General features: G+C 63.8%; 22 protein-coding genes. 7 read left to right on the top strand and 15 right to left on the bottom strand.

Annotation, left to right across the window (positions count from 1 at the left end; all coding sequences use genetic code 11):
* Window positions 1-49: 49 nt before the first annotated feature.
* The 4 genes from NKH28_RS09790 to NKH28_RS09775 are packed head-to-tail and all read right to left on the bottom strand — an operon-like array spanning window position 50 to window position 4,137.
* Window positions 50-1,237, bottom strand: coding sequence for an ABC transporter substrate-binding protein (locus tag NKH28_RS09790; RefSeq protein ID WP_352978662.1), 1,188 nt, complete (start codon window positions 1,235-1,237; stop codon window positions 50-52).
* Between the two features lie 21 nt (window positions 1,238-1,258).
* Window positions 1,259-2,401, bottom strand: a complete 1,143-nt coding sequence (locus NKH28_RS09785) for an extracellular solute-binding protein (RefSeq protein ID WP_352978745.1) — start codon at window positions 2,399-2,401, stop codon at window positions 1,259-1,261.
* A 20-nt stretch (window positions 2,402-2,421) separates the two neighbouring features.
* Window positions 2,422-3,582, bottom strand: a complete 1,161-nt coding sequence (locus tag NKH28_RS09780; RefSeq protein WP_352978660.1) for a CaiB/BaiF CoA transferase family protein — start codon at window positions 3,580-3,582, stop codon at window positions 2,422-2,424.
* 3 nt (window positions 3,583-3,585) lie between these two features.
* Window positions 3,586-4,137: a MaoC family dehydratase gene (locus tag NKH28_RS09775; RefSeq protein ID WP_352768395.1), complete on the bottom strand. Its 552-nt coding sequence runs from the start codon at window positions 4,135-4,137 to the stop codon at window positions 3,586-3,588.
* 190 nt (window positions 4,138-4,327) lie between these two features.
* Here NKH28_RS09775 and NKH28_RS09770 point away from each other — a divergent pair, with 190 nt between their 5' ends.
* A complete protein-coding gene (locus NKH28_RS09770; RefSeq protein ID WP_352978658.1) occupies window positions 4,328-5,425 on the top strand; it encodes a lactonase family protein in 1,098 nt (365 codons plus the stop codon).
* A 52-nt stretch (window positions 5,426-5,477) separates the two neighbouring features.
* On the opposite strand, the gene NKH28_RS09765 is transcribed toward NKH28_RS09770, so the two are convergent.
* The 5 genes from NKH28_RS09765 to NKH28_RS09745 form a co-directional block, all read right to left on the bottom strand.
* Window positions 5,478-8,726 (bottom strand): AfsR/SARP family transcriptional regulator, encoded by a 3,249-nt coding sequence (locus NKH28_RS09765; protein WP_352971038.1) that lies wholly within the window; start codon window positions 8,724-8,726, stop codon window positions 5,478-5,480.
* Window positions 8,727-9,163: 437 nt separating this feature from the next.
* Window positions 9,164-9,886 carry a phosphoadenylyl-sulfate reductase gene (locus tag NKH28_RS09760; RefSeq protein WP_352768401.1) on the bottom strand — a complete coding sequence of 241 codons (723 nt, stop codon included), beginning with the start codon at window positions 9,884-9,886 and terminating at the stop codon, window positions 9,164-9,166.
* A 36-nt stretch (window positions 9,887-9,922) separates the two neighbouring features.
* Window positions 9,923-11,353 (bottom strand): putative sulfate exporter family transporter, encoded by a 1,431-nt coding sequence (locus tag NKH28_RS09755; RefSeq protein WP_352978656.1) that lies wholly within the window; start codon window positions 11,351-11,353, stop codon window positions 9,923-9,925.
* Window positions 11,350-13,437, bottom strand: coding sequence for a di-heme oxidoredictase family protein (locus NKH28_RS09750; protein ID WP_352978654.1), 2,088 nt, complete (start codon window positions 13,435-13,437; stop codon window positions 11,350-11,352). The genes NKH28_RS09755 and NKH28_RS09750 overlap by 4 nt, the downstream gene beginning before the upstream one ends.
* Window positions 13,438-13,776: 339 nt before the next feature.
* Window positions 13,777-14,490 (bottom strand): GntR family transcriptional regulator, encoded by a 714-nt coding sequence (locus NKH28_RS09745; RefSeq protein WP_023676076.1) that lies wholly within the window; start codon window positions 14,488-14,490, stop codon window positions 13,777-13,779.
* A 258-nt stretch (window positions 14,491-14,748) separates the two neighbouring features.
* Here NKH28_RS09745 and NKH28_RS09740 point away from each other — a divergent pair, with 258 nt between their 5' ends.
* The 6 genes from NKH28_RS09740 (at window position 14,749) to NKH28_RS09715 (ending at window position 20,680) form a co-directional block, all read left to right on the top strand.
* A complete protein-coding gene (locus NKH28_RS09740) occupies window positions 14,749-15,837 on the top strand; it encodes an ABC transporter ATP-binding protein (protein ID WP_352978652.1) in 1,089 nt (362 codons plus the stop codon).
* Between the two features lie 36 nt (window positions 15,838-15,873).
* Window positions 15,874-17,163: an ABC transporter substrate-binding protein gene (locus NKH28_RS09735; RefSeq protein WP_352472208.1), complete on the top strand. Its 1,290-nt coding sequence runs from the start codon at window positions 15,874-15,876 to the stop codon at window positions 17,161-17,163.
* 197 nt (window positions 17,164-17,360) lie between these two features.
* Window positions 17,361-18,272, top strand: coding sequence for an ABC transporter permease (locus tag NKH28_RS09730; protein WP_352978650.1), 912 nt, complete (start codon window positions 17,361-17,363; stop codon window positions 18,270-18,272).
* 4 nt (window positions 18,273-18,276) lie between these two features.
* Window positions 18,277-19,095 carry an ABC transporter permease gene (locus NKH28_RS09725; RefSeq protein ID WP_352978648.1) on the top strand — a complete coding sequence of 273 codons (819 nt, stop codon included), beginning with the start codon at window positions 18,277-18,279 and terminating at the stop codon, window positions 19,093-19,095.
* 2 nt (window positions 19,096-19,097) lie between these two features.
* Window positions 19,098-19,838 (top strand): aspartate/glutamate racemase family protein, encoded by a 741-nt coding sequence (locus tag NKH28_RS09720; RefSeq protein ID WP_352472211.1) that lies wholly within the window; start codon window positions 19,098-19,100, stop codon window positions 19,836-19,838.
* Between the two features lie 5 nt (window positions 19,839-19,843).
* Window positions 19,844-20,680 carry a GNAT family N-acetyltransferase gene (locus NKH28_RS09715; RefSeq protein WP_352978646.1) on the top strand — a complete coding sequence of 279 codons (837 nt, stop codon included), beginning with the start codon at window positions 19,844-19,846 and terminating at the stop codon, window positions 20,678-20,680.
* Between the two features lie 51 nt (window positions 20,681-20,731).
* Here the strand turns inward: NKH28_RS09715 and NKH28_RS09710 are convergent, their stop codons facing one another.
* From NKH28_RS09710 to NKH28_RS09685, 6 genes are all read right to left on the bottom strand, one after another.
* Window positions 20,732-20,878 carry a hypothetical protein gene (locus tag NKH28_RS09710; RefSeq protein ID WP_352612199.1) on the bottom strand — a complete coding sequence of 49 codons (147 nt, stop codon included), beginning with the start codon at window positions 20,876-20,878 and terminating at the stop codon, window positions 20,732-20,734.
* Window positions 20,879-20,954: 76 nt separating this feature from the next.
* The gene (locus NKH28_RS09705) at window positions 20,955-22,247 is read right to left on the bottom strand and encodes an NAD(P)/FAD-dependent oxidoreductase (protein WP_352978644.1); all 1,293 of its coding nucleotides are present in this window, start codon (window positions 22,245-22,247) and stop codon (window positions 20,955-20,957) included.
* Window positions 22,244-23,221, bottom strand: a complete 978-nt coding sequence (locus NKH28_RS09700) for a branched-chain amino acid ABC transporter permease (RefSeq protein ID WP_352978743.1) — start codon at window positions 23,219-23,221, stop codon at window positions 22,244-22,246. Before NKH28_RS09700 ends, NKH28_RS09705 begins: the two co-directional genes overlap by 4 nt.
* Window positions 23,218-24,126 carry a branched-chain amino acid ABC transporter permease gene (locus tag NKH28_RS09695; protein ID WP_352978642.1) on the bottom strand — a complete coding sequence of 303 codons (909 nt, stop codon included), beginning with the start codon at window positions 24,124-24,126 and terminating at the stop codon, window positions 23,218-23,220. Before NKH28_RS09695 ends, NKH28_RS09700 begins: the two co-directional genes overlap by 4 nt.
* Complete coding sequence (locus NKH28_RS09690; protein ID WP_352978640.1) at window positions 24,123-24,872, bottom strand: ABC transporter ATP-binding protein; 750 nt, start codon at window positions 24,870-24,872, stop codon at window positions 24,123-24,125. The genes NKH28_RS09695 and NKH28_RS09690 overlap by 4 nt, the downstream gene beginning before the upstream one ends.
* Entirely contained in the window at window positions 24,869-25,666 is a 798-nt protein-coding gene (locus NKH28_RS09685; protein ID WP_352978638.1) for an ABC transporter ATP-binding protein, read from the bottom strand. Before NKH28_RS09685 ends, NKH28_RS09690 begins: the two co-directional genes overlap by 4 nt.
* Window positions 25,667-25,712: the final 46 nt, after the last annotated feature.

Raw genomic sequence — 25,712 nt, 5'->3', positions numbered from 1 at the left:
TCCTGATAGAGAAAGCCGGCACCGCCCGTGCGGAGCCGGCCTTCGTATCCTACTTGGCGCAGGCGTCCGGCACCTTCGAATAATCCCAGCCCTTGGTGGGTGCCGGATTGGCGAAGTAGGCATCGAGCCATTCCTCCGGCATCGGATCCTTCGGCGGGACCGGGAAGATCGAGACGGCGTCCGGCGTCATGCAGTCCTTGTACCAGGCGCCGAGGTCGGCATTGTGGACCGGCGGAATCGGGATCAGCAGCGTGTTGAGCTTCGCCTTCTGTCCGTCGAGCATGCGCACGCCGACACGAAACAGCGTCTCGGCCGTCCAGTGCGGCAGAACCGCATGGCCTTCGAAGCGGTATTTGTCGGGATTGGCCTTCCAGTAGCCGAGCGCATCGCCGGTGATCGAGCCGGTGATCAGCGGGGCAGGGCCGCCGGCCTCGGCAAAGGCCTCGGCGACGACGCGGCTTTCGCTGCCCGTCGTCCACACCGCATCGATCGGCGCCGGATTGGTAGCGATCGCCTGCAGCACCGCCGTCTTGGTGACGTTGGCCGTCCAGTTACCGTTGACGCTGCGCGAGACCTTGAGCTTTGAATTTTCGGCCAGCGCCTTGTCGCCGCCCCGGCGCTCCTGCACGACGATCGGGTGACCGGCAATGCCTTCGACCAGAAGCACGCTGCCGCCGTCCGGCATTGCTTTGCCGATCGCGGTCATCATGTCGTAGCCCCAGCGCGCATAGTTGGAATCGACATTGATCGAATTCGGGCTGGTCACCGACCCAGCTGCCGTGATGAAGGGGATGCCGGCTTTGGCTGCGGCATCGATGGCATCGTCCAGCGCCGTCGCCGAGCCGGGGATCGAGGTGATGATCGAGCATTTCTTGTCGATGAAGGCGCGGATCTGGTTGATCTGCTGACTGGCGTCGTTGTTGGAATCCGATACCTCGAAGCTCGCCACGGTGCCGTCGGCGATCAGGCCGTCGACCAGCCGCTTCAACTCCTTGGTCACGGTGACGCGCCACGGATTGCCCTGGTAGGACTCGGAGTGGCACCATTTCCACGGCTTTGACGGCGGCGTGAAATTATCCCAGGCCGACGGCAGCACCTTTTGCGGCGCGCCGTCATATTGTGCCTTCAGTTCGGTCGGCAATCCAGCAATCACGCCCGAAACGTCTTGAGCGCAAGCTATGGTCGTGACCGATGCAAGTGCGGTTGCGGCCATAAGGCCGCGGATCAGGCTGTTCATGTTCTCCTCCGTTCGGTTGTTTCAGGCTCCTCCGCCGGCAACGCCGGACACCTGCGTCGAAAGGCTCTCCCGAAACAGGCGATTGAGATCGGCAACGACGCGAGCGGCATTGTGCCTTTCGCTCAGGCCGAGATTGATGCGATCGGACGCCGCCTGCTGGAACGCCATGTAGCCGTCGTGCCGCGGCCTCACCCAGGCACCTTCGAGCGTAGTCCGCGTGTCCTTGTAGAAATTGCCGGCGGCGGCGTTGACGGCGGCATCCGCCCAGGCTGCCGCATGGCCGGGCTGGCCGCCGGCCGAGGCGTAAGGGCCGCGCTGCACGTCACCGCTGGCGATCCAGTAGGCGAAGTCGATTGCTTCCTGTCCGGCCTTCGAGAAGGCCGACACGGCGATGCCGGTCCCGCCGAGCGCCGAGCCTTTGGGGCCGGCATTGCCAGCGGCCGGGATATCCGCGAAAGCCAGGCGGGTGGGTCGAAACCCGGCGATGGCATAGGAGACATAGCCATAGATCAGCGGCGCGCAGGCGATCCGCGAGCCGGATCCGGCCATTTGCTCCAGAACCGCGATCGGATCCATGCCAAGACAGGCCGGGTCGACGAGGGCTGCGATCTCGCGCATCATCTCGAAGACCTGCTTGCCCGCTGCCGGATCCACGTGGTCGCCAGTGCCTTCACCGGCGGGCCGGCCGAGATTGCCGGCAAGCGTGTAGAACACCATCAGCGAATGCGGCGGCCTCAGCGGCAACAGCACGTGGCCTTGCCGCGCCAGATCGAGGGCATCGGCCCAGCTCGCCGGCGCAGCCGAAAGCATGTCGGGCCGCCATGCCTGCACCTGGCTGGCCGCGTCGATCGGAAACGCCCACTGCCGGCCTTGCCAGTTGTAGCTCGGAAAGGACGGGCCGACACTGCTCGCCGCAAGTGCTGCACGTTCGGCTTGCCGGCCGGCGACATCGAGCGGCGCCAGGCAATTCTCGGCGGTGATCTGGCCGACATGCGGATGGTCGACGACGATCAGGTCGTAGGCACGGGCCAGTTCCTCGACCGGGAAGGATTCGAAATCCTGCAGCGAGCGCTTGTCCCATTCAACGGCGATGCCAGTTTGTTGCTTCCACAGTCTCGAACAGGCGACCATCGGGTCATAGCCGCGCGGATGGCTCCAGGTCATGCCTTTGAGCGTGACGTCGCTCACAGCCCGAACTCCGCGCGGATTTTTGCGCTGTGCTCGCCGATGCGCGGCGCGGCCCGCTCGACCTTGGCGCGGATGCCGTCTACCCTGAGCGGCGAGCGCGTGGTGAGGATCGAAACGTCATCCTCGCGCGTCACCGTCTGCAGCATGTCGAGGACTTGGAAGCCTTCGCTGGCCATCATTTCCGGCCAGGTCAAAACCTTGGCGCACCAGATGTCGGCAGGCTCGAGAACGGCAAGCCATTCGTTGACGGTCTTCGTTGCGATCTTTTGCGCGATGATCGCCTTGATCTCGTCGCGGGCGGTGAACCAGGTCGACGGCTGGTCGCGATAGGGCGCAAGCTCCTCGAGCCCGAGGAGATCGGCGAGTTTCGAGATCGGCGTCATGGCGATCGCCAGATAGCCGTCCTTGGCCGGATAGACGCCGTAGGGCGCCGAGAGATAGGCGTGCGCGCTGCGGAAGCTCGACCGCCGCGGCAGCCGGCGCCCGTCATTGAGATGCGTGGTCAGCACCTCGAACTGGAAGTCGACCAGCGCTTCGAGCAGGCTGGTCTCGACATGGCTGCCGTTGCCGGTCACGCCGCGCCGCACCAGTGCGGCGAGGATGCCTTGCGCGGCGGCGGAACCCGCCAGCATGTCGGCGATCGCCAGGCCGAAGGGCACCGGCCCTTGGTCCTCGTCGCCGTTCAGCCACATCACGCCGGAGCGGGCCTGCGCCAGCAGATCCTGCCCGGGCCGCTTGACCCACGGGCCTTCCTCGCCATAGCCGCTGATCGAGGCATAGACCAGGCGCGGATTGATCTTGCGCACCGCCTCGTAATCGAAGCCCAGGCGTTCGATGACGCCGGGCCTGAAATTCTGGATCAGCACGTCGGCCTTGGCCAGCAGGCCGCGCAGCGCCGCAAGGTCGGCCTCGTCCTTCAAGTCGATGGCAAGGCTTTCCTTGGCGCGGTTGATCGCATGGAAAATGGTGGAATCGCCGCCGATCTCGGTGTCGCTGAGATAGAGCCGGCGCGACAGGTCGCCGCCGTCAGGCCGTTCGATCTTGATGACCCGAGCGCCGAGGTCGAGCAGTCGCAGCGAGCAGTAAGGCCCGGACAAGAACTGGCTCATATCGACAACGATGAGCCCGGTCAGCGGCAGTTCGGCAATGGCAGCCATTGCCTATTTCTCCGTCTTACCGGCGAAATCGGCCGGATTGCGGTACTTCACCGTCTGCAGGTGCTCGCAATAAAGCACGAGCTCGCCTTCACCCTTGAAGACTTCATAGCTGGCGCGGATCAGCCCCATTTCCTTGTATTTTGGCTTCTTGTCGAGGTTGGAGCGGATTGAATAGATCGTGTCGCCGATGAACACCGGCTTGATGAAGCGCAATTTGTCGTAGCCATACGAAAAGGCGTTGACGCAATTGGTGGCGACGAGACCGAGCCCGGCCGAGAACACGAAGGCCCCTGCCACCAGCCGCTTGCCGAAAATGCCTTGCGTCTCGGCGAACATCTGGTCCTGCACGTATGGATGGATGTCGAGCACCAGCGTGTTGAAGAGATGGCTGTCGCCCTCGGCAATGGTCCGGCGCAGCGAGCGGATCTTCTGGCCGACCGGCCAGTCTTCGTAGAACCAGTTCTCCGCGTTCCAGACAGGAAGGTCGGCGTGATCCCTAGGCATGTTGGCGGGGTGTGTCGATGCCACGCCCACGGTTGGCGCGAAACCGCTCATGACGACTTCCTCTGGGAGCGGGAATCGTCCATCAGGGCGCGCCGCAGACCAGCGAAATGCATGATCGATCCTCCCGTCAATCTTCTTTTGTGAATAGTATTTTCACATATGGGGTTGTGTTGCAAGCGTGAACAGGCGAAATTTTGCCTGCTCCGTTGGGGCCAATGCCGGCGGAACAAGGGAGGAAGTGATGCAGAATGCCTGTCTGGTTTTCGTCGGCAGCCTCAATCGCGACGCCCCGTATTTTCAGGGCGCGCGCGGCATCGGGCTGGGTGTCTACAGTTTCGACGAAGGGACGCTGCAGACGAAGAAACTGGCCGAGACGGGAGACATCGACAATCCCACCTTCCTGTCGGTGACGCCGGACGGCTCCCACATCTATGCCAACTCAGAAGTGTTCACCTGGCGAGAAGGGGTGGTCTCGGCCTACCGTTTCGACAGGCAGACCGCCACGCTGTCCTACATCAACAAGCAGCCGGCGCTGGGCAGCATCACGGCGCACAACACCATCACGCGCGACGGGACCAAGCTGCTGGTCGCCAATTACGGCATGGGCGAGGGCGGCCCCGATCGCTCGGTCGTGGTCTATGGGTTGGGTGAGAATGGCGGCCTGACAGCGCCGTTGTCGAGCGTTGTCCATAGCGGGACCGGACCAGATCCTGCCCGCCAGGAGCGGCCGCATGCCCATAGCGTAACCGAGACGGTTGCCGGCGGCATGGCGATCGTCGCTGACCTCGGCATCGACCGGCTGGTGTCCTATCGCATCGGCTCAGACGGCAGCCTGACGAAGCTCGCCGAGTCGGCGCTTGCGCCAGGCGCGGGTCCGCGCCATCTCGCACTGCATCCGGGCGGTCGCTTCGTGTTCGTCATGAACGAGCTGGATTCGACGGTTGTCCCGCTGGCGCTGGACGAAGCATCAGGCAAGCTTACGGCGATCGACAGCAAGCCGGCCGTGCCGCCCGAGGCGCGCGACGGCAATCACTGCGCCGACATCCAGATCTCGCCTGACGGCCGCTTTCTCTACGGCTCCAACCGCGGCCATGACAGCATTGTGGTGTTTTCGATCGACCAGCAAACCGGCAGGCTTGCCCCTGTCGGCTATACGCCTTGCGGCGGCGCCACGCCGCGCAACCTGGCACTGACGCCCTCGGGCGGCCATCTGTTCTCGGCCAACCAGAATGCCGACCGCATCTCGATTTTCGCCCGTGATGCCGCAACCGGCCGGCTGACCGACACCGGCCGATCCATCGATATTGGCACGCCGATGTGCGTGAGGATCGTGCGTTGAGCGCTGGCGGGTGAAAATTCCGCCAGTACCATGGCCATAAGAACGTGTCGTTTCAATACGAGTGTCGGGACGCCCGTCGCGCGAGATAGGGAGCCACCAGCGCGCGTATGTCTGCGGCCGCTACGTCACCGGCAGCACGCAATGCGCGCTCGTAGCGCCCATATTCGTCAACTGCGCCTTCGAAATCATTGCGGCACAGTTGCTCCTTTATCAGCGCTTTGCAGATCGGTCCGGCATCTGGATAGAAGTCCAATACCCCTAAATATATCGCCCGTGCTTTGTCGGCTTGGTCGGCCGCCTCCAGCCGCTGGCCGAGCCGCAGCCCAAGATCGATCAGTTCGCGACGCACGCGCTCGCAAGTCGGGAGCGACCAGGAAGCGGTTCGCTCGTGCAACAACAACGGACCCGGGAATGCATGGAAGAGCGCCTCCGCGTCTGGCCGCAATCCCTCCGCATTGACCTTTGCGACAGTCTTGAGCCGTGCTTCCCAGTCGGCGAGGTCGACCCAGACCTTGTCCGATGCAAGGCGAAGCTTGCCTTCGCGCTGGACGATGAGGTCGGTCCGTCCCAACAGCTTGCGCAGCCGATGAAGCGCCTGGTCGCACGCCGCCCGCGCCTGGTCGCCGTCGAGGTTGGGCCACAGCCAGTCCTGAATGGTCTCCAGCGAGCAGGTATTTTCCTTTGAGATCGCCAGCACTCGCAGGATGTCGAGGGCCTTCGTCGGCGGCTTCGCGCCGAGCGCGAGAGGGTTTGCATCGAGTTCGAGCCGAAAGCCTCCGAGGACGTGGACCCTGAGCGGCCAGGGCCAGGCGGCGGGCCGCCGGGGCGGCGGCTCGAGCCGGCGTTCGCGGATCAACGACCGGCAGAACTCGGGCTCGATGCCGCGCTCAAGCGCATCGCCAAGCAGTTCGGCGAGCAATTCCGGGACATTGAGCAGCACCATTGGCCAGCTGATGTCGCGCAGCGCTTCCAGGAAGGCCTGCAGCCGGTCGCCATAGTGCGGATCGTCGCTCCACAGGTTCTCCAATGCGGCCGCTGCCAGAATGCATATCTCGGTTCGCTTGTGGGCGCCGCCGTCCAGCCGCGGCAGCAGATCGCTGAGAAGCACGGCGGCTTCGCGCGGCTTCCTGTCCGCCAGCAGCACCTGGAACTGGGTGATGTAGTGCGGCCAGCGCTCGATCATCGGCTCGTTGGCCGCCTCGATGGCAGTCATGAAGCGCTCGCAATCCTGGTAAGCGGCCGTGAAATCGCCTTGCCTGGCATGGAGCGCGGCGTGGCAATCGGCGACGACGGCGACCTGCGTGGTGAAACGGCTGTCGGCGATCTCGGCCAAACGCTCGACCACTTGGTGGAACTCGGCAAAATCGTTGCGGACCTTCATCTGCATTTGCAAATGATAGAGCCCCCCGAACTCCACGCCCCTCAGCGATTCGCGCTCGCCAATCGCGATCGCCGCCCGCAACGCCGCTTCGGCCGACGGATAGGGAAAATCCCTTCTCTTGTAGGGAAAATAACGTCCACTTTCCGCACCAAAGGCGACCAGCCACATGCCGAGAATCCAAGGCAGCACGCTCTTGTCACTCAAATCGTCAACGACGCTGTCGACGGCCTTGGCGAACAGATCGGCGCGCATGGTCGATACCGAAAGATCGATCAGCGTTTCGCTGGCAAGCAGCCGCAATCCGCTCGGATCGTGCTCGGGATTCCGGGTCAACCGCTCCAGGAGTTCGGTTTCGAGTGCTTGTCCGGCGGGGCTGCTGCGATAGCAGTCGTCGCCGAAGTTCAGCGCCCGCATCATGCCAATGCGTACCAGCATCGCTTCCTCGGAAGGTAGTTCCGGAAGCCCGCGTTCGATCAGCTCGAACGCCCGTCGCGTCCACATGGACAGACCTTCGTACGTGCGCCAGCTGGCAGTCTTGACCAACACCGCCCGCGACACAGTGAGGCACAGGCCGCGCAGATCGTCGGCCTCGCCAAAGGCTTGCCACGCCTTGGACAGCCAACGCTCCGCCGCAGCGTCGTCGGGCATGTGGGCCACGCCCAGCCAATAGAAATGCCAGCCATTCATGATGGTTTCCGGCAATCGGCCGCACCACTCGATGAAGGTCGCGCGGCTCCCTTGCGCCAGCAAGTCCTCTGCGCGGCTCAGCAGCAGGTCGCTCGCTTGGTCCCAGTCGTCGGCCTGTAAGGCGAGGCGTATGGCTTCGTCATGACGGCCCGCCCCCGCAAGGACCTTCGCCGCCTTTCGCCGGAGCGATTGCTGCTCTTCCCTGGCAATTTGCTGTGCGAAACGACGCTCGAGGAAGTCGCGCAAGAGGTCATGAAGGTGAAAGATATCGCGGTTGTTTTCCGAGCGCGTGACCAGAAACTGTCGCCTGTAAAGCCTGTCGAGCAGCTTTCCTGCTTCGCCCGACCCGATCATCTCGTCAGCCAACCCGGCGCTGATTTCGGGCAGCAGATTGAGTTTCAGCAGCATGTCCTGGTCGACGGAGGGAAGGGAAAGGAAGAAATGACGACCGAGAACGTCGGGCAGCACGTTCTGCCCGCCGGGGACCGTCTCCGTTGTGCCGTCCAGTCCGGCTTTGGTGCCTTGGTCCGCGAGCAGGACGAGCCCGACCGCCCAACCGCGCGCCGCCTCGACATCGACCCGAGCGGCGTCCCTCGAACGCAGGTGGACGAGATCGCGCGCTTCCGCGGTCGAGAATTCGAGCGCGTGGCGGTCGATGACAGCCATTTTGCCCTTGAGAATGAGGTCGCCCAATTCCTCCTGGGGCAGCGTGCGTGAGACACAGATGCAGCGGACGGTGTCAGGAAGTTCACGGAACATCTCGGAAAGCACCGCCCGAAATTCTGCGGTATCGGCGTCGTGCAAATCATCGAGCACCAGAATTGTGCCGGGCTTTAGCCGAGCGAAATAGGCTCTGGAAAAGCGCCTGGCGAACTCCTTCGGCTGCTCGGCATACTCGACGCCGAAGACCGGCATGTCTCCAGCCGAGACTGAGTCCAGCGACTGCGCCAGATATTGAAAGAACCGCGCTATATCCTGGTCGCCCTCATCGACACGGTACCATATGTGCGGCGCCTCGACGCTTTCGAGATAATCGATGACCGCGGTCGTCTTGCCGTAGCCGGCCGGTGCCGCCACCCAGCATACGCTCGACCGCGACACCCGATCGATCGCTTCGAGAACGCGGTTCCGCCTCAATATCCTGGCGCTGCGCGGCGCCGCCAGCTTGGCGATCCGGCCTGTGCCCGAGAGCGGTTGCGTCGCATCGGCTTCAAAGGCGTCTAAGGCGGCCATGGGGGCTCCCGCTCGACCAATCATCGAGCGACGGTCGTGCTGCCATGACCGTCCCGCCGATCCGATTGACGTTAGCCTGGCGCAGTCATGCGACAATTCGTGGGGGCTTCGTAGATGAAGCGGCACTGGCTGATCCCGGGAGGGCGGATCTCGATGGTTGCGCAACCTGAAACTGGGCAATGGACGGCGGGCGAACCTCGCACTCGGTCTTCGACCGTCGGCTCCAAATCCGGTAGAAGACCTGATCATGGCTATTCCCTCCGATTGGCAAGCTCATGGGCTGCCTGGCAGTCCTTTCCAAACGCACGAGCTCATCCTGTGCGCAGTGGCATCCGCGCACATCGGTACGGTCACCTAGTTTCCCGGCGATTGATCTCCCAGTTTTCGCAAGCGTGCCTAGTTTTCAAGGCTTGTTGGGCGCCCGGGTCTTCGCTGCCTTACGCAACCGGAAATCGGGAAGCGGACGGGACCGGATTGTGCGAGGGGATGGGCGACCGGTGGATCCCGCACTCTGTTTTCGACAATCCGCTCCAGCGGCCCGCGCGCGGATTGTCCGCACTGCCGCACGCGACGGTGCAGGGCGCACAACCGATCGAGAAATAGCCTTTTTCGATGAGCGGATGCCGGGGGAGGCGATGATGGTCGAGATAGACCTCGATCTGCTGCCGGGTGAAGCGGGCGAGCGGCTCGATTTTCAGGCGTCCGTCAGTTTCTTCCAGCGTCGCAACATCCGTGCGAACTCCGCCATGATAGCGCTTGCGGCCGGAAATCCAGGCCTTGAAACCGCTCAGGGCCTTCTCGAGCGGCAGCACCTTGCGGATGTGGCAGCACCGGTCCGGATCGCTGCGGTGCAGCGATCCAGAGCCGTCGAGCACCCGCAGGACATTTGCCCGGGGCGTGACGATGCGCACGTCGGTGAGGCCGAGCAAGGCCGTCAATTGCGTACGATAGGCGACCGTTTCCGCAAACAGCTTTCCGGTATCGAGCGTGACGATGGGGAGCGACCTGTCGATCGATGCGGCCATATGCAGCAACACCGCAGATTCCGCGCCAAATGAGGAGACGAGCGCTACCTTTCCGCGGAACAAGTCGGTGACGAGTGGCGCCAGCAGCTCGGGTCCGTCGAGATGGTTCAGCTCCGCGACGATGCCTTCATGCATGGCGATTCGGTCCGGTTTTGGCGTGACGCGGCCGGTTCATAGTCTGCTCACGAAATCGAGGATCGCCTGGCGGTCGGCCTCGTCCAGGCCGAAGAAGCGGTCGCGGACGATCTGCGCCGTGCCGCCATGCGCGAACACTGCATCGCGCAGTGTGGTCGCGCGGCCGTCATGTAGGAAGCGCTGGCGCAGGCGGATGCCGACCAGCGGCGTTGTCCGCCATTCGGCGCCGATGGCGTTACCCTGGATGATCTTGTCGTCGAGCGCCGATCCCATGTCGTGCAGCAAAAGGTCCGAGTAGAGCCTGACTTCGCCGTTTGTGCCCGCCAGCGCCGGCACATGGCATTTGGCGCAGCCGACCGAAGCGAAGAGCCTTCCGCCATCGCTGGCCAGCATTGCGCTTTCGCTCGAGACCGACGGCGAGGCCAGGAAGCCGGCCGAGAACGGGATCAGTGCGCCATAGGCCAGGGTTGCCGACAAAAGCACTCCGCTGGAGCCGAGGCCGATCAGGCGCCACGCACCGCCGGCTTCGCCGAGACGGCCGATGCGTGTGGTGACCCCGAGCGCGACCATCACCATCAGGAACAGGAACTGGTCGACGTCGAGAATGCCGCGGCGCAGTTGCGGATCGAGCGTGATTTGCGAATTGAGCATCACCACGCCGATGAAGGCGACGATGAACCACGGGAACGGGATCGGCGTTGCTCCGGGCGCGCTCTTGCGGCCGCGAAAGAACGTGCCGATGGCCAGCAGAAGCGGGATGAGCATCAGCACCTTGCTGAGCTTGACGAGGGTAGCGGTGTTCAGCGCCCCGTCCGAGACTGCGAAGGAGGCGCCGTAGACCTGCGCCAGTTCGAAGATGCTCGCGCCGACGAACACGCCGTAGAGCCGGTCGTCGAGATGCGGCAGCCAGCCGCCCAGGAACATCACGGGATAGACGAGCAGCGCCGCGGTGCCGCTGAGCGTGATCAGGGCGATCGCAACCCCCGCGCTCTGGTCGCGTGCGCGCATCAGCGCAGCCACTGAGAGAATGGCGGCTGCGCCGCAGACGGCGCTTCCGACCGCGACCAGCAACGCGATCTCGGCCTCCAGCCTGAACAGCCTACGTGCGATGGCGTAGAGCAAAGCCGCGACCAGGATCAGTTCGATGGCCGCCACCGCGAGCGGCATCAGCCCGAGATCGAGGAACAGTCGCGTCGTGACGCGGAAGCCGACAAGGACGACCGCCAGGCGCAACAGGTAGCGCTTGGTGAAGTCGAGCCCCGGGCGCAGGACGTCGGGGCAGGCAAAGCTGTTGCCGATCAGCAGCCCGAAGAGCATGGCGACGAGGACCGGATTGCGCGACAGCGGCTCGCCCAATCCGCCGGCAATCCAGCCGCCCGCAAGGGCGAGCGCGGCCGCCACGGCGATACCGGGCAAGATCGAGCGCGCTTGTTCCGGCGCATGCGAAAACGTCAGGGCGATGCTCATCGCCTGGCCTCCTCGGCCGGGGTGAGCGTTCGCAGATAGGCAGCCACCGCCTCGATCTCTCCGGATCCTTGTTCGACGGGTTGCGTGTCCGTCCCGCTGTGGCCGGAGACGACGCTGGTGATGCCGAGCTCCCTGGTGAAAGCGTCGGCGACCATCTCTTCGAGGACCGCAATGTCGGCCTTCCAGCCATAGCGGCCGACGCGCGTCGCGCCGTTGGCATCGAGGACATAGTGCGGGCGGCCCTTGATCCCGTCGCCTTTGCTGACTGCCTGCGCCTCGATGACGCTGTCGGGTATGTCGTCTATGCCAGCGACGCCGTAGAGGCTGGGCGGCATGCGCAGCGAGATGACATTGGCCTGCTGCGGCAGTGCAGCCGGTTCAGCCGCGATGCCGGCACCATCGCGCAGCATGTAGCGCCGGGCGACCGGGCTGTTGGGATGATCGATCGGGACCGTGCGCCCGGATCCCGGATCCATATGGGCTATCCTGCGCGCGAAACGGTTCTCATCCGCGCTCGCACCGCCGGGGCCGGGATGACAGGACAGGCAGGACGTCGCATTGAACAATGGTCCAAGACCGGTCCGCGGCGTGAAATCGGTCTGAAACAGCTCCCTTCCGCGAGCGGCGAGATCGGGGTTGGCGGCAGCATTTTGCGTCTGCTGGGCCGTCGCCGACACGCCGTGCTCGTCAAAAGCAGGGACCTCGAGCAGCGCTCCGTCGCGGCCGGGAAATCCGGGAAGCTCGCCGCCTATCGTTATCCAGATCCGCTGCGCGTCCGCCGACATTGCGATGGCTCGCAGGCGATCGCCGCCGAGAGGCCCAAGGCCAGGGATGTCGATCGTCGCTCGGGCGAGAAGCCGGCCGTCCTGGCTTATGCGCAGCAGCGAGCCGTCGCCGCGATTGGCGACGAACAGGTCCGACCCCCCGGCAAGCGTCGTATGGCTCGAAAAGTGCGGATTGGCGATCTCGGGGACAGCGGCGGCAATGTCGACTGGACGATCGAATTCCGGCAGCGAGACCATGCCAGCCCCGGCGACCGTGAAATGCCGCCGGTCGTCTTGCAGTTTCAGCAGCACCAGCCGGTCGCGGCCGGGGTCGGCGATGTAGAGAACACGGTCCGGGTTCCACTTGAAGGCAATGCCGATGACGCCGGGATCGTCGCCGCTGTTGCGGCCCATGCTCACCGTGCCAGGGCCGGATAGGCCGTCGACACCGTCCTGGACATGGATCTGGACCACGCTGCCGTCCGCAGTGACCGCGCCGAACACGGCAAATCCGCTGCCGTCCGGTGACGGGCCGAGAAACGCCGTTCCGAGCGCACCGGTCTGCAGCCCGCCGGGCGTCAGTTGGCCGCTTGCCCGGTAGTTCAGCCGCTTCGCCAGCCATCCGTTGGCCAGCCAGCCGCTCGCCAGCCATCCAGTGGGTTGAGCGATCTGCGCTTGTTCGCGATCGGTAGACCGGCCGGCGAACACGCCGCCGGCCTCGCGGCTTGGCGCATTGTCGAGCGGGGCTCCGTCGGGGTCGACGACGGTGACGCTGCCTTCGCCGGCCAATCCGTTCGGCGCGTTGGCGATCCAGGGCCTTCCAAAGGCGTTGTTGATCGAGATGTAGCGCGGTCCGGATGCCGCCGCCAGCCGCGCCGTTCGAGCCTGGCCATTGTAGCGCCGGTTGAGGAATGGCTCGCTCTGCGCCGTGTAGAGCTGGACTGGGCTCGCTCCGCCATAGTCGGCTAGATCTTGGTCGGTGAGATCCTGCGGAACCAGGATCGTGCCCGATTTGTCGCCGCGCGGATCGATTGACAGGATCGCGCCAGGTTTGAAGACGAGATCGCCTGGTGGCGCGCCGAAATTTATGCCTACCGCGACCAGAACCCTAAGCGGATCGAGCACACGTCCTTCGCGCGTGGTCAGCAGGAATTCCGGATTTCCCGGTATCGGTCCGCCATTATGAAAACGCCCCACCTCGCGCACGCCGGCCACGCCCGGCAGCCCGACGGCGACGATACGGGCGCCCAGGCGCCAGGCGGAGATGTGATCGCTGGTGAAGCCCACCGTCGGCAGCAAGATGAAAGACACCGCTGTCATTCCGGAGATAATCCGGCCAAACGAAAGGTCCAGCGAGGCGCAGCTTCCTCGCGACCGACGAGTTTTGACGAAATCCATAAGCACCGCGGCAAGGCCCTTGCGCATTGCGACATCCCCGGCTCGATACCTCGATGCGTCTACATGCGGCCCCGAGCATGTGACGCTTATCTCGACGCAATCATTGAGCGGGTGCACTTACGTATCGTGTACGGCACCTCAACCGCCGGCCGTATCTTGCGCTTTGGGGGAAGGCGTGCGGCCGCGCGCGCTTCGCAAGGCAAGCGCTTGTCGGGCAAAGGTGATTATGGGCATGGCGAGGTTGCCGCGAACGGCAAATTTTCAGAACTCGAGCGCCTGCCTGAGTGCCGGGCCGCTCCTGACGCGCAAATCGAGGTCGGCCTCGATATGGTCGATGTGGTGCAGCATCAGCGCGCTGGCGCGTTCGGCATTGCCATTTTCCAGCGCCTCGAGGATCTGCGTGTGTTCGTTGTGGCCGCAGCTCGAGATGCCCGAGCGGCCATAGAGTGCGATCACCAGCGATGAACGAGCGACCAATTCCTCCATGAAGCGCTGCAGGATGACGTTTCCCGCGACCGACGCCAGAAGCAGGTGAAAATCCCCCGACGCCTTGATCTCCGATCGCCTTGCGTTCGGTCCGCGTTCGGCGATGAAACGGCCTTCTTCGTCGAGCTGGGCCTTGAACGCGGCGACATGCGCCGGCGTCATCCGTCCGGCGGCGGCAATCGCGATGCCTGGTTCGATGAGCCGGCGCGAAGCAAAAACCTGCCGCGCTTCCTCCGGCGACGGGTTGGCGACGAAGGCGCCGCGATTGCGCTCGGTGCGCACCAATCCCTCGAAGGAAAGCATCTGCAGTGCCGCACGCGCCACGGTGCGGCTGACATCGAACAGCGTGCCGACTTCGCCTTCGGAAAGCTTTGTTCCCGGCGCCAGCCGGCGATCGACGATCGCGTCGCGCAACTGGTCGCGGATCGCCTGCGCGCGATCCTCGTTGGCGGCCTCGATAGCAGGGAAGGTCTGGTCGGCAATGTTCATGGCAGTGGTCCTGCGTTCTTCTACCCTGAATCGCATCGCTTGGACGAGAGACAAAGTGAATACAGAGATGAAAAAGATTGCATACGATCTTTGCGAAGATCGGCGGCAATCGCCTATAATTTGTGCATTGCACAAGGGCGACGTATCGGCAGCTATATAGAGGCGGCCCTGATTTCTTCGAGGATTCAGTCGGTTGGTGCGGCGGCGCGCAACTGGCACGCATGATGCTTTGGCTAATCCGACCAAAGGGGAAGCTGGATGTCCAAAGCCGCCGAAATCGACATTGTGTCCGTTTCGAAAGTCTATGGCGCGACGACTGCCGTCGAAGGCATCAGCCTGAAAATCCCTGCGGGAACCTATTGCTGCCTGCTCGGTCCGTCGGGCTGTGGCAAGACCTCGACGTTGCGCATGATCGCCGGGCACGAGAGCATATCGAGTGGCGACGTGCGTCTCGGCAACACAGTGGTCACCGACCTGCCGCCGGCCAGGCGCGGCACTGCCATGATGTTCCAGTCCTACGCACTGTTTCCGCATCTCGACCTGATCGACAATGTCGCCTTCAGCCTGAAGATGAAAGGCGTCGGCAAGGAGGAGCGCCGCGCCAAGGCACTCGACATGCTGAAGCTGATGCAGATGGAGGCCTATGCCAGCCGCCGCCCGGCGCAGCTTTCCGGCGGGCAGCAGCAGCGCGTTGCTCTTGCGCGCGCATTGATCACCGATCCCGAGGCGCTGTTGCTCGACGAACCGCTTTCGGCGCTCGATCCTTTCCTGAAGATCCGCATGCGAGCCGAACTGAAGAAGCTGCAGACGTCGCTCGGCATCACTTTCGTCCACGTCACCCACAGCCAGGAAGAGGCGATGGCGCTGGCCGACCTGATCGTGGTGATGAACGACGGCCGTATCGAGCAGGCGGCGCACCCTCGCACGGTGTTCGAGCGGCCGGCCACGGCCTTCGTCGCTCGTTTCATGGGCGACCACAATGTCATCTCCGGCCGTGTCACCGGTAGTCGCGACGGCATGGTCGTTTTCGATGTGCCCGGCGGCGTCACGCTCGCCGCCAGCGGGCAGGGCAGGGAGACCGGGGAACCCATCGACATCGCCATTCGCACCGACCACGTGCGCATCGGCGAGCCGCCGGCAGCCGGGCTCGGCTTCACCGGCATTATTGCAAACGTCGAGTACCGCGGTTCGACCGTGAAGCTCTCGGTCAATGGCGCCGGCATCGAGGATTTCACGGTGATCGTCGACGACACCAGCTTCTTCGCCAGGCCGGTTGCCGTCGGCGACGCAGTGCCGATCGCCTGGGACGCCGAGGACGCGATCGTCCTTGGCCGTCTCGATTCCTGAAATCCAGCATAACCAACCAAAACAGGGGAACTGAACATGACCAACACCACCGACAAGAAGACTGGAATATCGCGACGTTCGCTGCTCAAGACAGGTGCCGCCGCCGTCGGTTTCGCCGCCGGTTCCGGCGCCATATCAGGCTTTCCGACCATCTGGGCGCAATCGAACATCACGCTGCGCCAGTTCGGCACCGGCGTATCCAACCTCAATGCCATCGCCGACAAGTGCAAGGCCGACCTCGGCATCACGCTGGAGATGACAGCAACCGATTCCGACGCCGCCGCGCAGCGCGCCGTGACGCAGCCCGACAGCTACGACATCGCCGACATCGAATACTGGATCTGCAAGAAGGTGTTCCCGACAGGCGTCCTGCAGCCGATGGATGTCAGCAAGCTGAAATATTACGACGAGCTGGTGCCGCTGTTCAAAACCGGCAAGCTGACGCCGGACAGCGTCATTGCCCAGGGCACCGCGCCGCATACCGTCGGTTACGTCGAGGCGCAGGACAGCAAGGTCTTCGCCAAGGCGCCGACCAACTGGTTCACCATGGTGCCGACGATCTACAATGCCGATACGCTCGGCATCCGCCCCGACCTCGTCGGCCGCGATATCACCACCTGGGCCGACATCATGGATCCGGCCTTCAAGGGCAAGACCGCCATCCTCAACATCCCGTCGATCGGCATCATGGATGCGGCGATGATCATGGAGGCAACGGGCAACATCAAATACGCCGACAAGGGCAACATGACCAAGGAGGAGATCGACAAGACGATCGACTTCCTGATCAAGGCCAAGCAAGCCGGCCAGTTCCGCGCCTTCTGGAAATCCTTCGACGAGAGCGTCAACCTGATGGCTTCAGGCGAAGTCGTAATCCAGTCGATGTGGTCGCCGGCCGTGGCCGCGGTCCGCTCCAAGGGCATCGCGTGCCGGTTCCAGCCGCTCAAGGAAGGCTACCGCTCCTGGGGTGGCGGGCTTGGCCTGGCAGCCCATCTCTCCGGCGCCGAACTCGATGCCGCCTATGAATACATCAACTGGTACACGTCCGGCTGGGTTGGCGGCTATCTCAACCGTCAGGGCTATTACTCGGCCAACATGGTGTCGGCCAAGAAGTTCATGTCCGAGGACGAGTGGGGCTACTGGATCGAAGGCAAGCCGGCAAAGGGCGATATCCTGTCGCCGGACGGCAAGGTCATGGAAAAGGCTGGCGCCGTGCGTGACGGCGGCTCGTTCGAAGAGCGCATGGGCAAGGTCGCCTGCTGGAACTCGGTCATGGACGAGGACCGCTACATGGTGAAGCGCTGGAACGAGTTCATCGCTGCTTGATGCCCTCTGCCTTCTCCCCTTGTGGGAGAAGGTGGATTGGCGCGCAGCGCCAAGACGGTTGAGGGGTGCTGGACGGAGCACTGTTGGTGCCAAGCTGGAACACCCCTCATCCGACCGAGCTTCGCTCGGCCACCTTCTCCCACAGGGGGAGAAGGGAACACCCCTCAGTCGCATCGCCGACTTCGACCGAGATATAGATGGCAGTAGCGCTCGAACAATCCACGCACGTTACGTCTGCAAAGCCTGCCAGACGCAGGCGCTCCTTTGCCGCCATCGCACCCGGTCTCCAGGCGGCACCGCTGGCGCTGATCCTCGGCGCGTTCCTCCTGCTGCCGATCCTGATGATCGCCGTGGTCTCATTCTGGGACTACGATTTCGCAGCGATGTATCCGGATTTCCTGACCACCAATTATTCCGACACGCTCGGCTCCTGGGTCACCTGGAAAACCTACTTGAATACGCTGAAATACGCCGCCATCGTCTGGGCGCTGACGCTGTTCATCGGTTTCTGGGTCGCCTATTTCCTTGCCTTCCATATCAGGACCACGGCCATGCAGATGGTGCTGTTCCTTGTCTGCACGGTGCCGTTTCTGACCTCTAACATCATCCGCATGATCTCGTGGATTCCGGTGCTTGGCCGCAATGGCCTGGTCAACTCGACGCTGGTGCAAATGGGGCTGATCCCGAAGCCGATCGAATGGCTGCTCTATTCCGAATTCGCCGTGGTGCTGGCCATGGTGCATCTCTATACGCTGTTCATGGTGACGCCGATCTTCAATACGCTGATGCGCATCGACAAGTCGTTGATAGAAGCCGCGCGCGACGCCGGCGCTTCCGGCTGGCAGGTTCTGTGGAACGTCGTCATTCCGCTCGCCAAGCCCGGCATGGCGATCGGCACCATTTTCGTCGTCACCCTGGTGATGGCCGACTTCTCGACGGTGCAGGTGATGTCCGGCGGGCAGAGCGCCTCCGTCGCGCTGATGATGAAGAACCAGATGTCGCTGCTGCAATATCCGGCAGCCGCCGCCAACGCCGTCGTGCTCTTGGTGCTGGTGCTGCTGATGGTCGCGGGCATCCTGCGCATCGTCGACATCCGCAAGGAGCTGTGAGGCGATGAGCCAGGACAAGCGCACCCTCGAATTCTATGTGTTGGCGGCGTTCTTCGGTCTTTTCGTGTTGTTCCTCTACGGCCCGCTTTCGGCGATCCTGATCCTCTCTTTCCAGGGCGAGAACGGCGGTCTGACATTTCCGCTGAACGGCGTGTCGCTGCACTGGTTCGCCAATTTGTTCGAGCGCCAGGCGGTCGGCGACTTCGGCGGCAGCTTCAAACGCTCGCTCGTCCTTGGCCTGATGGTGATGGTCGTCACTGTCGCCGTGTCGCTGCTCGCCGGCCTGGCCTTCCGGCAGAAATTTCGCGGCGCAACCGCACTGTTCTATCTGGCCGTCGCCAGCCTGGTCGTGCCGTCGATCATCATCAGTCTCGGCGTCGGCGTCGTCTTCCAGCAGATCGGCTTCCGCCCCGCCTGGTACACCTCCGCTTTCGGCGCCCATCTGACCTGGACCTTGCCTTTCGGCGTGCTGATCATGTTTGCTGTCTTCAACCGGTTCTCGCCAGCCTATGAGGAAGCCGCGCGCGATCTCGGAGCATCGTCGTGGCAGACCTTTGCCCATGTCGTGCTGCCGATGATCGCGCCCAGCCTGATCGGCGTCGGCCTGTTCGGCTTCACTCTGTCATATGACGAGTTCGCCCGCACGCTGATGACCTCGGGCACGTTCAACACGTTGCCGCTCGAAATCTACGGCATGACGACGAATGTCACGACGCCGGTGCTCTATGCGCTGGGCACCGTGACGACCGTGTTTTCCTTCCTGGTGATCCTGCTGACGCTCGGCGCAATCGTCTATGTCGGCCGCCGCCGCGAGCGTGCCTGACAGTGCAGATCCTCGTCGTCAATCCCAACACCACCGCCAGCATGACTGACACTATCGCGGCGGCGGCCCGATCGGTCGCTGCTCAATCGACGAAGATCGTTGCCGTCACCTCGTCGATGGGACCTGTATCGATCGAAGGCTATTACGATGAAGCACTTGCCGTGCCCGGCCTGCTGGTCGAGATCGCCGCCGGCGAACGCTCGGGCGCGCAAGCCGCGATCATTGCCTGTTTCGACGACACCGGCCTCGATGCCGCGCGCGCCATGGCCAACATTCCGGTCATCGGCATTTGCGAGGCATCGCTCAGCACGGCCTCGTTCATCGCCCAGCGCTTCACCGTCGTCACCACCACCGGACGTTCGCGCGTGCCGGTCGAAGGCCTGGTGCAGCGCTATGGCATGGCGGGGCGGGCACGCGTGCGCGCCGCCGACATCCCGGTTCTTGCCCTCGAAGATCCGGCGTCCGACGCACTGCTCAGGCTGCGCAGCGAGATTGCGCGCGCCATCGACGAGGATCGCGCCGAGGCGATCGTGCTCGGCTGTGCCGGCATGGCCGATCTGGCGGCGGCGCTGCAGCGGGAATTCGGGCTTCCGGTCATCGACGGCGTGGGCGCTGCCGTGAAACAGGCCGAGGCATTGATCGCCCTTGGCCTGACGACATCCAAGCGCGGCGCCTATGCAAGCCCGTTGGCAAAGTCTTATCATGGCGCGTTGAAATCCTTCGCGCCTGGCGCCGCCGAGTGATCGCAATGCCCCGAACGATCCGAACGCTCGCACGTGAAGAAGTGCAAACCCTTGTCGATTGGGCGGCGGCGGAAGGCTGGAATCCCGGCCTTAACGATGCCGCGCTGTTTCAGGCAGCCGACCCGCAGGGCTTCATCGGCGCCTTTATCGATGGCGAGATGGCGGCCGGCATTTCGGCCGTTGCCTATGGCGACGGTTTCGGCTTCATCGGCCTCTACATCTGCCGGCCGGACAGGCGTGCCCAAGGTCATGGCAAGGCGGTCTGGGATGCCGGCATAGCGCGGCTCGGCAACCGCACGATCGGCCTCGACGGCGTTGTCGAACAGCAGGCCAACTACCGCAGCATGGGTTTTGCACCGGCCTACCGGACGATCCGGTTCATGGGGTCACCGAATGTCCCGGCAGCCGTCGGCAACGACGTTCGCGCCATAGGGCCGGAACTCGTGCCGGACATACTGGACTATGACCGCCGCTTCTTTCCCGGTCCGAGGCGATCCTTCCTGGAACACTGGCTGCGCCCGCCGCACATGGCGCTTGCGATCCTCAAGCACGGCGCCATTGCGGGATATGGCATCGCGCGCCAATGCCGGGACGGCTGCAAGATCGGCCCGCTCTTTGCCGACAGCCTGGACGCGGCAAGCCATCTCTTCGCCGCGCTCGCGCACATGTCCGGTCCCGGAAACGTCCATCTCGACGTTCCCGAAACCAGCCGGCAATTTGCAGACTTGCTGTCGTCCGCAGGCCTTCTACCGGGCTTCGAGACGGCTCGGATGTACAAGGGAAAGGCGCCGCAGCTCGTGCAGTCCGGAGTTTTTGCGATAACGACGTTGGAGCTGGGGTGAGGCGGTACAAGCCGACTTCCAGTGCAAAGTCGGGCAACAGGACTACGCGCTCTATTTTTCCCGAACTGAAATGCCGGAATCGTCGATGCGAAGTTCCACGCCTTTCGGCCTAGTCTCCTCGCGATAAACGTAAATCCCCAACGCAATAACGGCGACGGCCAAAGCGCCGATGATGAGATAAAGATAGTTCTGCTTCATCCGCTGTCGTTAACAACATGGTGTGGGCGAGTCTAGCAGTTCGGGTTTCAGGACGGCGGCCAGAGACGCACGTCGATCAGCCATCCAGCCGGTCGCGCAGCATGCTCCAGGGGAGCACCATGTTTGGTGCATGCCGCATCAGGCTATGGAACGGGATCGGCGACGGCGGCGCAAACGGCAGCGGCAAATCCTGAGGCTTTATTCCATCAGCCCAATCCGCAAGCACCTTGCCCATCGCAGTGGTCATGGCGATGCCGCGTCCGTTGCACGCGAAGCCGGCGATCAGCCCGGGGCCGAGATCGACGAGGTGCGGCAGGAAGTCGGGCTCGACGGCAGCCATCCCCGACCAGCTGTATTCAAGCGGCGGGATGTCCGGGAGATCGAGATATCTGGCAAGCCGCCGCCAGATCGCCCGCGGCACCCGCGTGTCGGCACCGGGGCCAAAAACATGCATGCCGCCGGTGATCAGCCTGTTTTCGCCGTCGAAGCGGAAGGTGAAGAGATTGCGTCTTGTGTCGCCGACGCCTTGCCCGCCAGGAAGCAGGCGAGTGCGCACTTCGCGCGGCAGCGGCGCCGTCGCGATCTGGAAGATTTTCAGCGGGATGTAGGTTCGCTCAAGCGTGCGGTTCAGCGACCCGCCATAGGCGTTGGTGGCGACCAGCACCTTTCCTGCCCGTACCGAACCGGAGGCCGTCTTCAAAGCCCAACCATCGCCTATATGATCGATCGACGCGACACGCGTATGCTCGAAGATGCGCGCTCCGGCCTTTTCCGCCGCGTCGGCCAATCCGCGCGCATATTCGACCGGATTGAGGACGCCACCCGATCTGTCGATCCAGCCGCCGAGATAACCGCGAACGCCGGTCAGCTCTTCGACCGCCTGTCTATCCAGCGCAATAGCCGGCCTTCCGCGTGGTGCCCATTGTTCGGCGCGCGATCTGGTCTTTTGCAAAGCGGCCGGTGAATGGGCTGGTTGTATCCAGCCGCTCTGGACGGAATCGCATTCGATGGCATGCCGCCTGATCAGGTCGAAGACGAGGTCGGCGCTGCCGGCAGCGAAATCGACAAGGCGTTCGCCGCGTTCGGGCCCGAGCTGGGCAATGATATTGTCGGGGTCTCTTTTCGCGAAATTCGGGACGACGAAGCCGGCATTCCTGCCGGTTGCCCCCCAGGCGATGATTTCCGCCTCGATGACGGCAACCGAGATGCCTTTCTCGGCACTGTGCAGCGCGGTGGAAAGGCCTGAAAACCCGCCGCCGACAATTGCCAGATCGACATCGAGTGCGCCTTCGAGGGTGGGCCGGTCGCGGCGACTGCGGCTGACGGCATGCCAAAGGGAAACGCCGTGCGGCCGGGTCACAGCGTTCATGAGCCGCTCTCGCTCGGGGCCACGCGTACACGCTTGCCGAACCTTGGACGCCGCGGCCTGTCGCCAAACAGGCCGTTCGGCCTGACCAGAAGGATGACGCACAGCATCACGCCAATGGCGACGATCTGCAGCGAAGCGGCGCGGGCCTGCTGTTCCGGCGAGAACAACATACTGGTCAGGGCTCCCGATCCGGCCCATATCGCCCAGACCAGGATGCTGCCGATGACGGCGCCGATGTTGCTGCCCGAGCCACCGACGATCAGCATCACCCAGACCTGGAAAGTCAGCGCCGGCAAATAATTGTCCGGGGCAATGAAGCCGGTGAAATGCGCCTGCAGCGCACCGGCAAGCGCCATGATGGCGCCACCGACGGCAAAGGCCTGGACGCGGTAGAACCGTGCGCTTTTGCCTAGGGATATCGCGGCCCGCTCATCCTCCCGAAGCGCCTTCAACACGCGCCCCCACGGGCTGCGCGACAGATGCTCCAGCGCGAGATAGACGATCAGCGTCACCACCGAGACGATCGCAAGGTTCGAAAGGTTGAACAGCAACGGCGTTTCGGCCAGACCGCCGAACGGACGCGGAATGAAGCCGATGCCGAACGGCCCGCCGGTCAGCTTCTGGGCATTGAGCGCTACCAGTTGCACGACGACGGCGACGCCGAAAGTAGTGATCGCCAGATAGTCCGATCTCAGACGTAGCGTGGCAATGCCGGTGATGGCGGCGGCGACGCCGCCCAACAGCATGGCGCCAAGCCAGCCGATAAGGATCGGCAGGTCGAAGCCGCCCAGGCGCGCGGCATCGTCGGGCGTGGTCAGCAGCGCCGAGGTGTAGGCGCCGATGGCAACGAAGCCGGCGACCCCGACATTGAAAAGCCCGGTCAGCCCCCATTGCAGATTGAGCCCGAGCGTGATGAGCGAAAAGATCAGCGCGGTGGTCAGGAAGAAGGCGCCGTAGCCGAGCAGATCCATCAGCGTTCCCTCACTCCGAAAAGGCCGATGGGCCGCACGAACAGCACCGCCATCAGGATGATGAACGAGACGGCTGCCCGCCATTCGGCGCCGATCAATTGCACGGCAGCCGCTTCGGCCATGCCGATGATCAGGCCGCCGAGAACGGCGCCGGGCACGCTGCCGATGCCGCCGAGGATGGCGGCCGCGAACATCGGCAGCAGCATCTCGAAACCCATGAACGGGCGGATCTGGATGAGAATGCCGATCATGACGCCGGCGACGCAGGCCAGCGCGCCGCCGATGATCCAGGTGACGCGCACCACCCTGGCGACGTCGATGCCGACGATGCGGGCAAGTGCCGCGTTCTGGCTCAATGCCTGCATCGAGCGGCCGGTCTGGGTCCGCGTCATCAGGAGATGCACGCCGAGCACCAGCACGGCGGTCAGCAGCAGCAGCGCGATCTGGTCCGGGGTGATGCGGATGCCGAAACCTATCGGCATGGCGATCTGGATCGCCCGGCTGAAATAGGTCGGACGCGAGGTGAAGATGAATTCGAGCAGGCTTCTCAGCGCCATCGAGGCGCCGAAGCTGGCCATCACCACGATGATCGCCTGGCCCTTGGCCCGCAGCCGCGCGAACAGCACTATGTCGAGCACCAGCGCCAGCAGGCCGGTGGCCGCCATGCCGATGATGAGCGCGACGATCAACGGCCAACCGAAGGAGAGGGGCGCGATCGGCGCGATCTTGCCGAAAATCGCGCCAATGGCGCCAACCACGGCGAGCGTCGCATAGGCGCCCCAGGCCATGAAGTCGCCATGGGCGAAGTTCGAGAAGCGCAGGATCGAATAGGTGAGTGTCACGCCGATGGCGCCGAGGCCGATCATCGACCCTGCCAGCAGTCCGTCGACGACGAATTGCAGGTTCATGCCGCGCTTCCTTGTCCAAGGTCGAGGCGGCGCTGGCCAAGATAGAGTTCAGCGACGACCGGGTCGTTCCAGAGCTCGGAGGCGACGCCTTGGTGCCGCTCCTTGCCCTCAACCAGCACATAGGCGCGGTCTCCAATGGCAAGCGCTGCCTTGGCGTTCTGTTCGACCAGCAGGATGGTGACGCCGGACTTTCGGATGCCGGCCAGCATCTCGAACACCATCGCCACGAATTTCGGCGACAGGCCGGCCGACGGCTCGTCGAGCACCAGCACCTTGGGATGGACAATCAACGCCCGGGCGACGCCCAGCATCTGCCGCTGTCCACCCGACAGATTGCCCGCGGCCGTTCTGCGCTGACGGGCGAGATCGGGAAAGGCCGCATACATCTGCTCGATGCGGGCTGGGACCTCGCGCGGCCTCAGGATGCCGCAGGCGACCCTGAGATTGTCCTCGACCGACATCAGCGGGAAGATGTTCTCTGTCTGTGGCACGAAAGCAAGGCCACGGCGGACCATGATGTGAGCGGGCGACGCCGTGATATCCTTGCCGTCCAGCAGCACCGTGCCGCCGGTGATCGGGACAAGGCCGGCGATCGCCTTGATAAGGCTCGACTTGCCGGCGCCGTTGGGACCGAGAACGACGACGATCTCGCCCTGGTCGACGGTGATCGAAGCGCCGCGCACGATCGGAACGCCGGGCTCGTAGCCGGCTTCAAGGTCGCGGACATCGAGTACCCTTTGTCTCATGCCGCGCCTCCGAGGTAGGCCTCGATGACGCGCGGGTCGCGCGCCACCTCCTCCGGGGTGCCTTCGCACAGCAGCAGCCCGCTCGCCATGACCAGCACACGGTGGCAAAGCCGCGTCACCATGTCGATATTGTGCTCGATCAGCAGGAAGGTGATGCCGCGCGCATTGATGTCGCGGATGCGGTCGATAATGATCTCGAGCAGGGTTGCGTTGACCCCGGCCGCCGGCTCGTCGAGCAGGATGATCGCCGGGTCGGCCATCATCACGCGGGCCAGTTCGAGCAGCTTGCGCTGGCCGCCTGAAAGCACGCGCGCAGGTTCGTGCGCGAGGTGAGCGATCGTGACGAGCTCGAGCAGTTCGACGGCTCTTGTCTCGGCAGCCCTTTCTTCGGCAGCGACCCGCCGGGGCGTCAGGAAATTGGCGAGCAGTTTTTCTCCGGCCTGCCCTTGCGCGGCCAGCATGACGTTTTCGATCAGCGTCAGGTTAGGCAAGGGCCGGGGGATCTGGAACGTGCGGCCAAGGCCGCGGCCAATGCGGCGATGGGCAGCTTCCCCCGACACCGATACGCCGTTGAGGAGGATTTCGCCACTGGTCGGCAGAATGCTGCCGGCGAGCAGGTCGAACATCGTGGTCTTGCCGGCGCCGTTCGGGCCGATAAGGCCAAGTATTTCGCCCGGCCGGACGTCGAACGAGACATTGTTGACCGCGACCAGGCCGCCGAAGCGTCTGAGGACGTTCCTGGCCGTCAGAACCGGCGTGCGGATCTCCTCCTGCCGTTCCGTCGTGTCGCTCATCAATTCCTCTGGCCGAAAAGCGATCTTCGTCGCCTATGATTTGATT

The sequence above is a fragment of the Mesorhizobium sp. M1227 genome, from assembly GCF_040318315.1.
Classification (GTDB): Bacteria; Pseudomonadota; Alphaproteobacteria; order Rhizobiales; family Rhizobiaceae; genus Mesorhizobium.
Note: the sequence above shows the minus strand (reverse complement) of the source record. Positions and strands in the feature narration are given on the sequence as shown.

Bases quoted from the DNA above. Each gene is read 5' to 3' on its own strand.
- NKH28_RS09790 (WP_352978662.1), bottom strand. From the start codon at position 1,237: ATGAACAGCCTGATCCGCGGCCTTATGGCCGCAACCGCACTTGCATCG.
- NKH28_RS09785 (WP_352978745.1), bottom strand. From the start codon at position 2,401: ATGACCTGGAGCCATCCGCGCGGCTATGACCCGATGGTCGCCTGTTCG.
- NKH28_RS09780 (WP_352978660.1), bottom strand. From the start codon at position 3,582: ATGGCTGCCATTGCCGAACTGCCGCTGACCGGGCTCATCGTTGTCGAT.
- NKH28_RS09775 (WP_352768395.1), bottom strand. From the start codon at position 4,137: ATGAGCGGTTTCGCGCCAACCGTGGGCGTGGCATCGACACACCCCGCC.
- NKH28_RS09770 (WP_352978658.1), top strand. From the start codon at position 4,328: ATGCAGAATGCCTGTCTGGTTTTCGTCGGCAGCCTCAATCGCGACGCC.
- NKH28_RS09765 (WP_352971038.1), bottom strand. From the start codon at position 8,726: ATGGCCGCCTTAGACGCCTTTGAAGCCGATGCGACGCAACCGCTCTCG.
- NKH28_RS09760 (WP_352768401.1), bottom strand. From the start codon at position 9,886: ATGCATGAAGGCATCGTCGCGGAGCTGAACCATCTCGACGGACCCGAG.
- NKH28_RS09755 (WP_352978656.1), bottom strand. From the start codon at position 11,353: ATGAGCATCGCCCTGACGTTTTCGCATGCGCCGGAACAAGCGCGCTCG.
- NKH28_RS09750 (WP_352978654.1), bottom strand. From the start codon at position 13,437: ATGACAGCGGTGTCTTTCATCTTGCTGCCGACGGTGGGCTTCACCAGC.
- NKH28_RS09745 (WP_023676076.1), bottom strand. From the start codon at position 14,490: ATGAACATTGCCGACCAGACCTTCCCTGCTATCGAGGCCGCCAACGAG.
- NKH28_RS09740 (WP_352978652.1), top strand. From the start codon at position 14,749: ATGTCCAAAGCCGCCGAAATCGACATTGTGTCCGTTTCGAAAGTCTAT.
- NKH28_RS09735 (WP_352472208.1), top strand. From the start codon at position 15,874: ATGACCAACACCACCGACAAGAAGACTGGAATATCGCGACGTTCGCTG.
- NKH28_RS09730 (WP_352978650.1), top strand. From the start codon at position 17,361: ATGGCAGTAGCGCTCGAACAATCCACGCACGTTACGTCTGCAAAGCCT.
- NKH28_RS09725 (WP_352978648.1), top strand. From the start codon at position 18,277: ATGAGCCAGGACAAGCGCACCCTCGAATTCTATGTGTTGGCGGCGTTC.
- NKH28_RS09715 (WP_352978646.1), top strand. From the start codon at position 19,844: ATGCCCCGAACGATCCGAACGCTCGCACGTGAAGAAGTGCAAACCCTT.
- NKH28_RS09710 (WP_352612199.1), bottom strand. From the start codon at position 20,878: ATGAAGCAGAACTATCTTTATCTCATCATCGGCGCTTTGGCCGTCGCC.
- NKH28_RS09705 (WP_352978644.1), bottom strand. From the start codon at position 22,247: ATGAACGCTGTGACCCGGCCGCACGGCGTTTCCCTTTGGCATGCCGTC.
- NKH28_RS09695 (WP_352978642.1), bottom strand. From the start codon at position 24,126: ATGAACCTGCAATTCGTCGTCGACGGACTGCTGGCAGGGTCGATGATC.
- NKH28_RS09690 (WP_352978640.1), bottom strand. From the start codon at position 24,872: ATGAGACAAAGGGTACTCGATGTCCGCGACCTTGAAGCCGGCTACGAG.
- NKH28_RS09685 (WP_352978638.1), bottom strand. From the start codon at position 25,666: ATGAGCGACACGACGGAACGGCAGGAGGAGATCCGCACGCCGGTTCTG.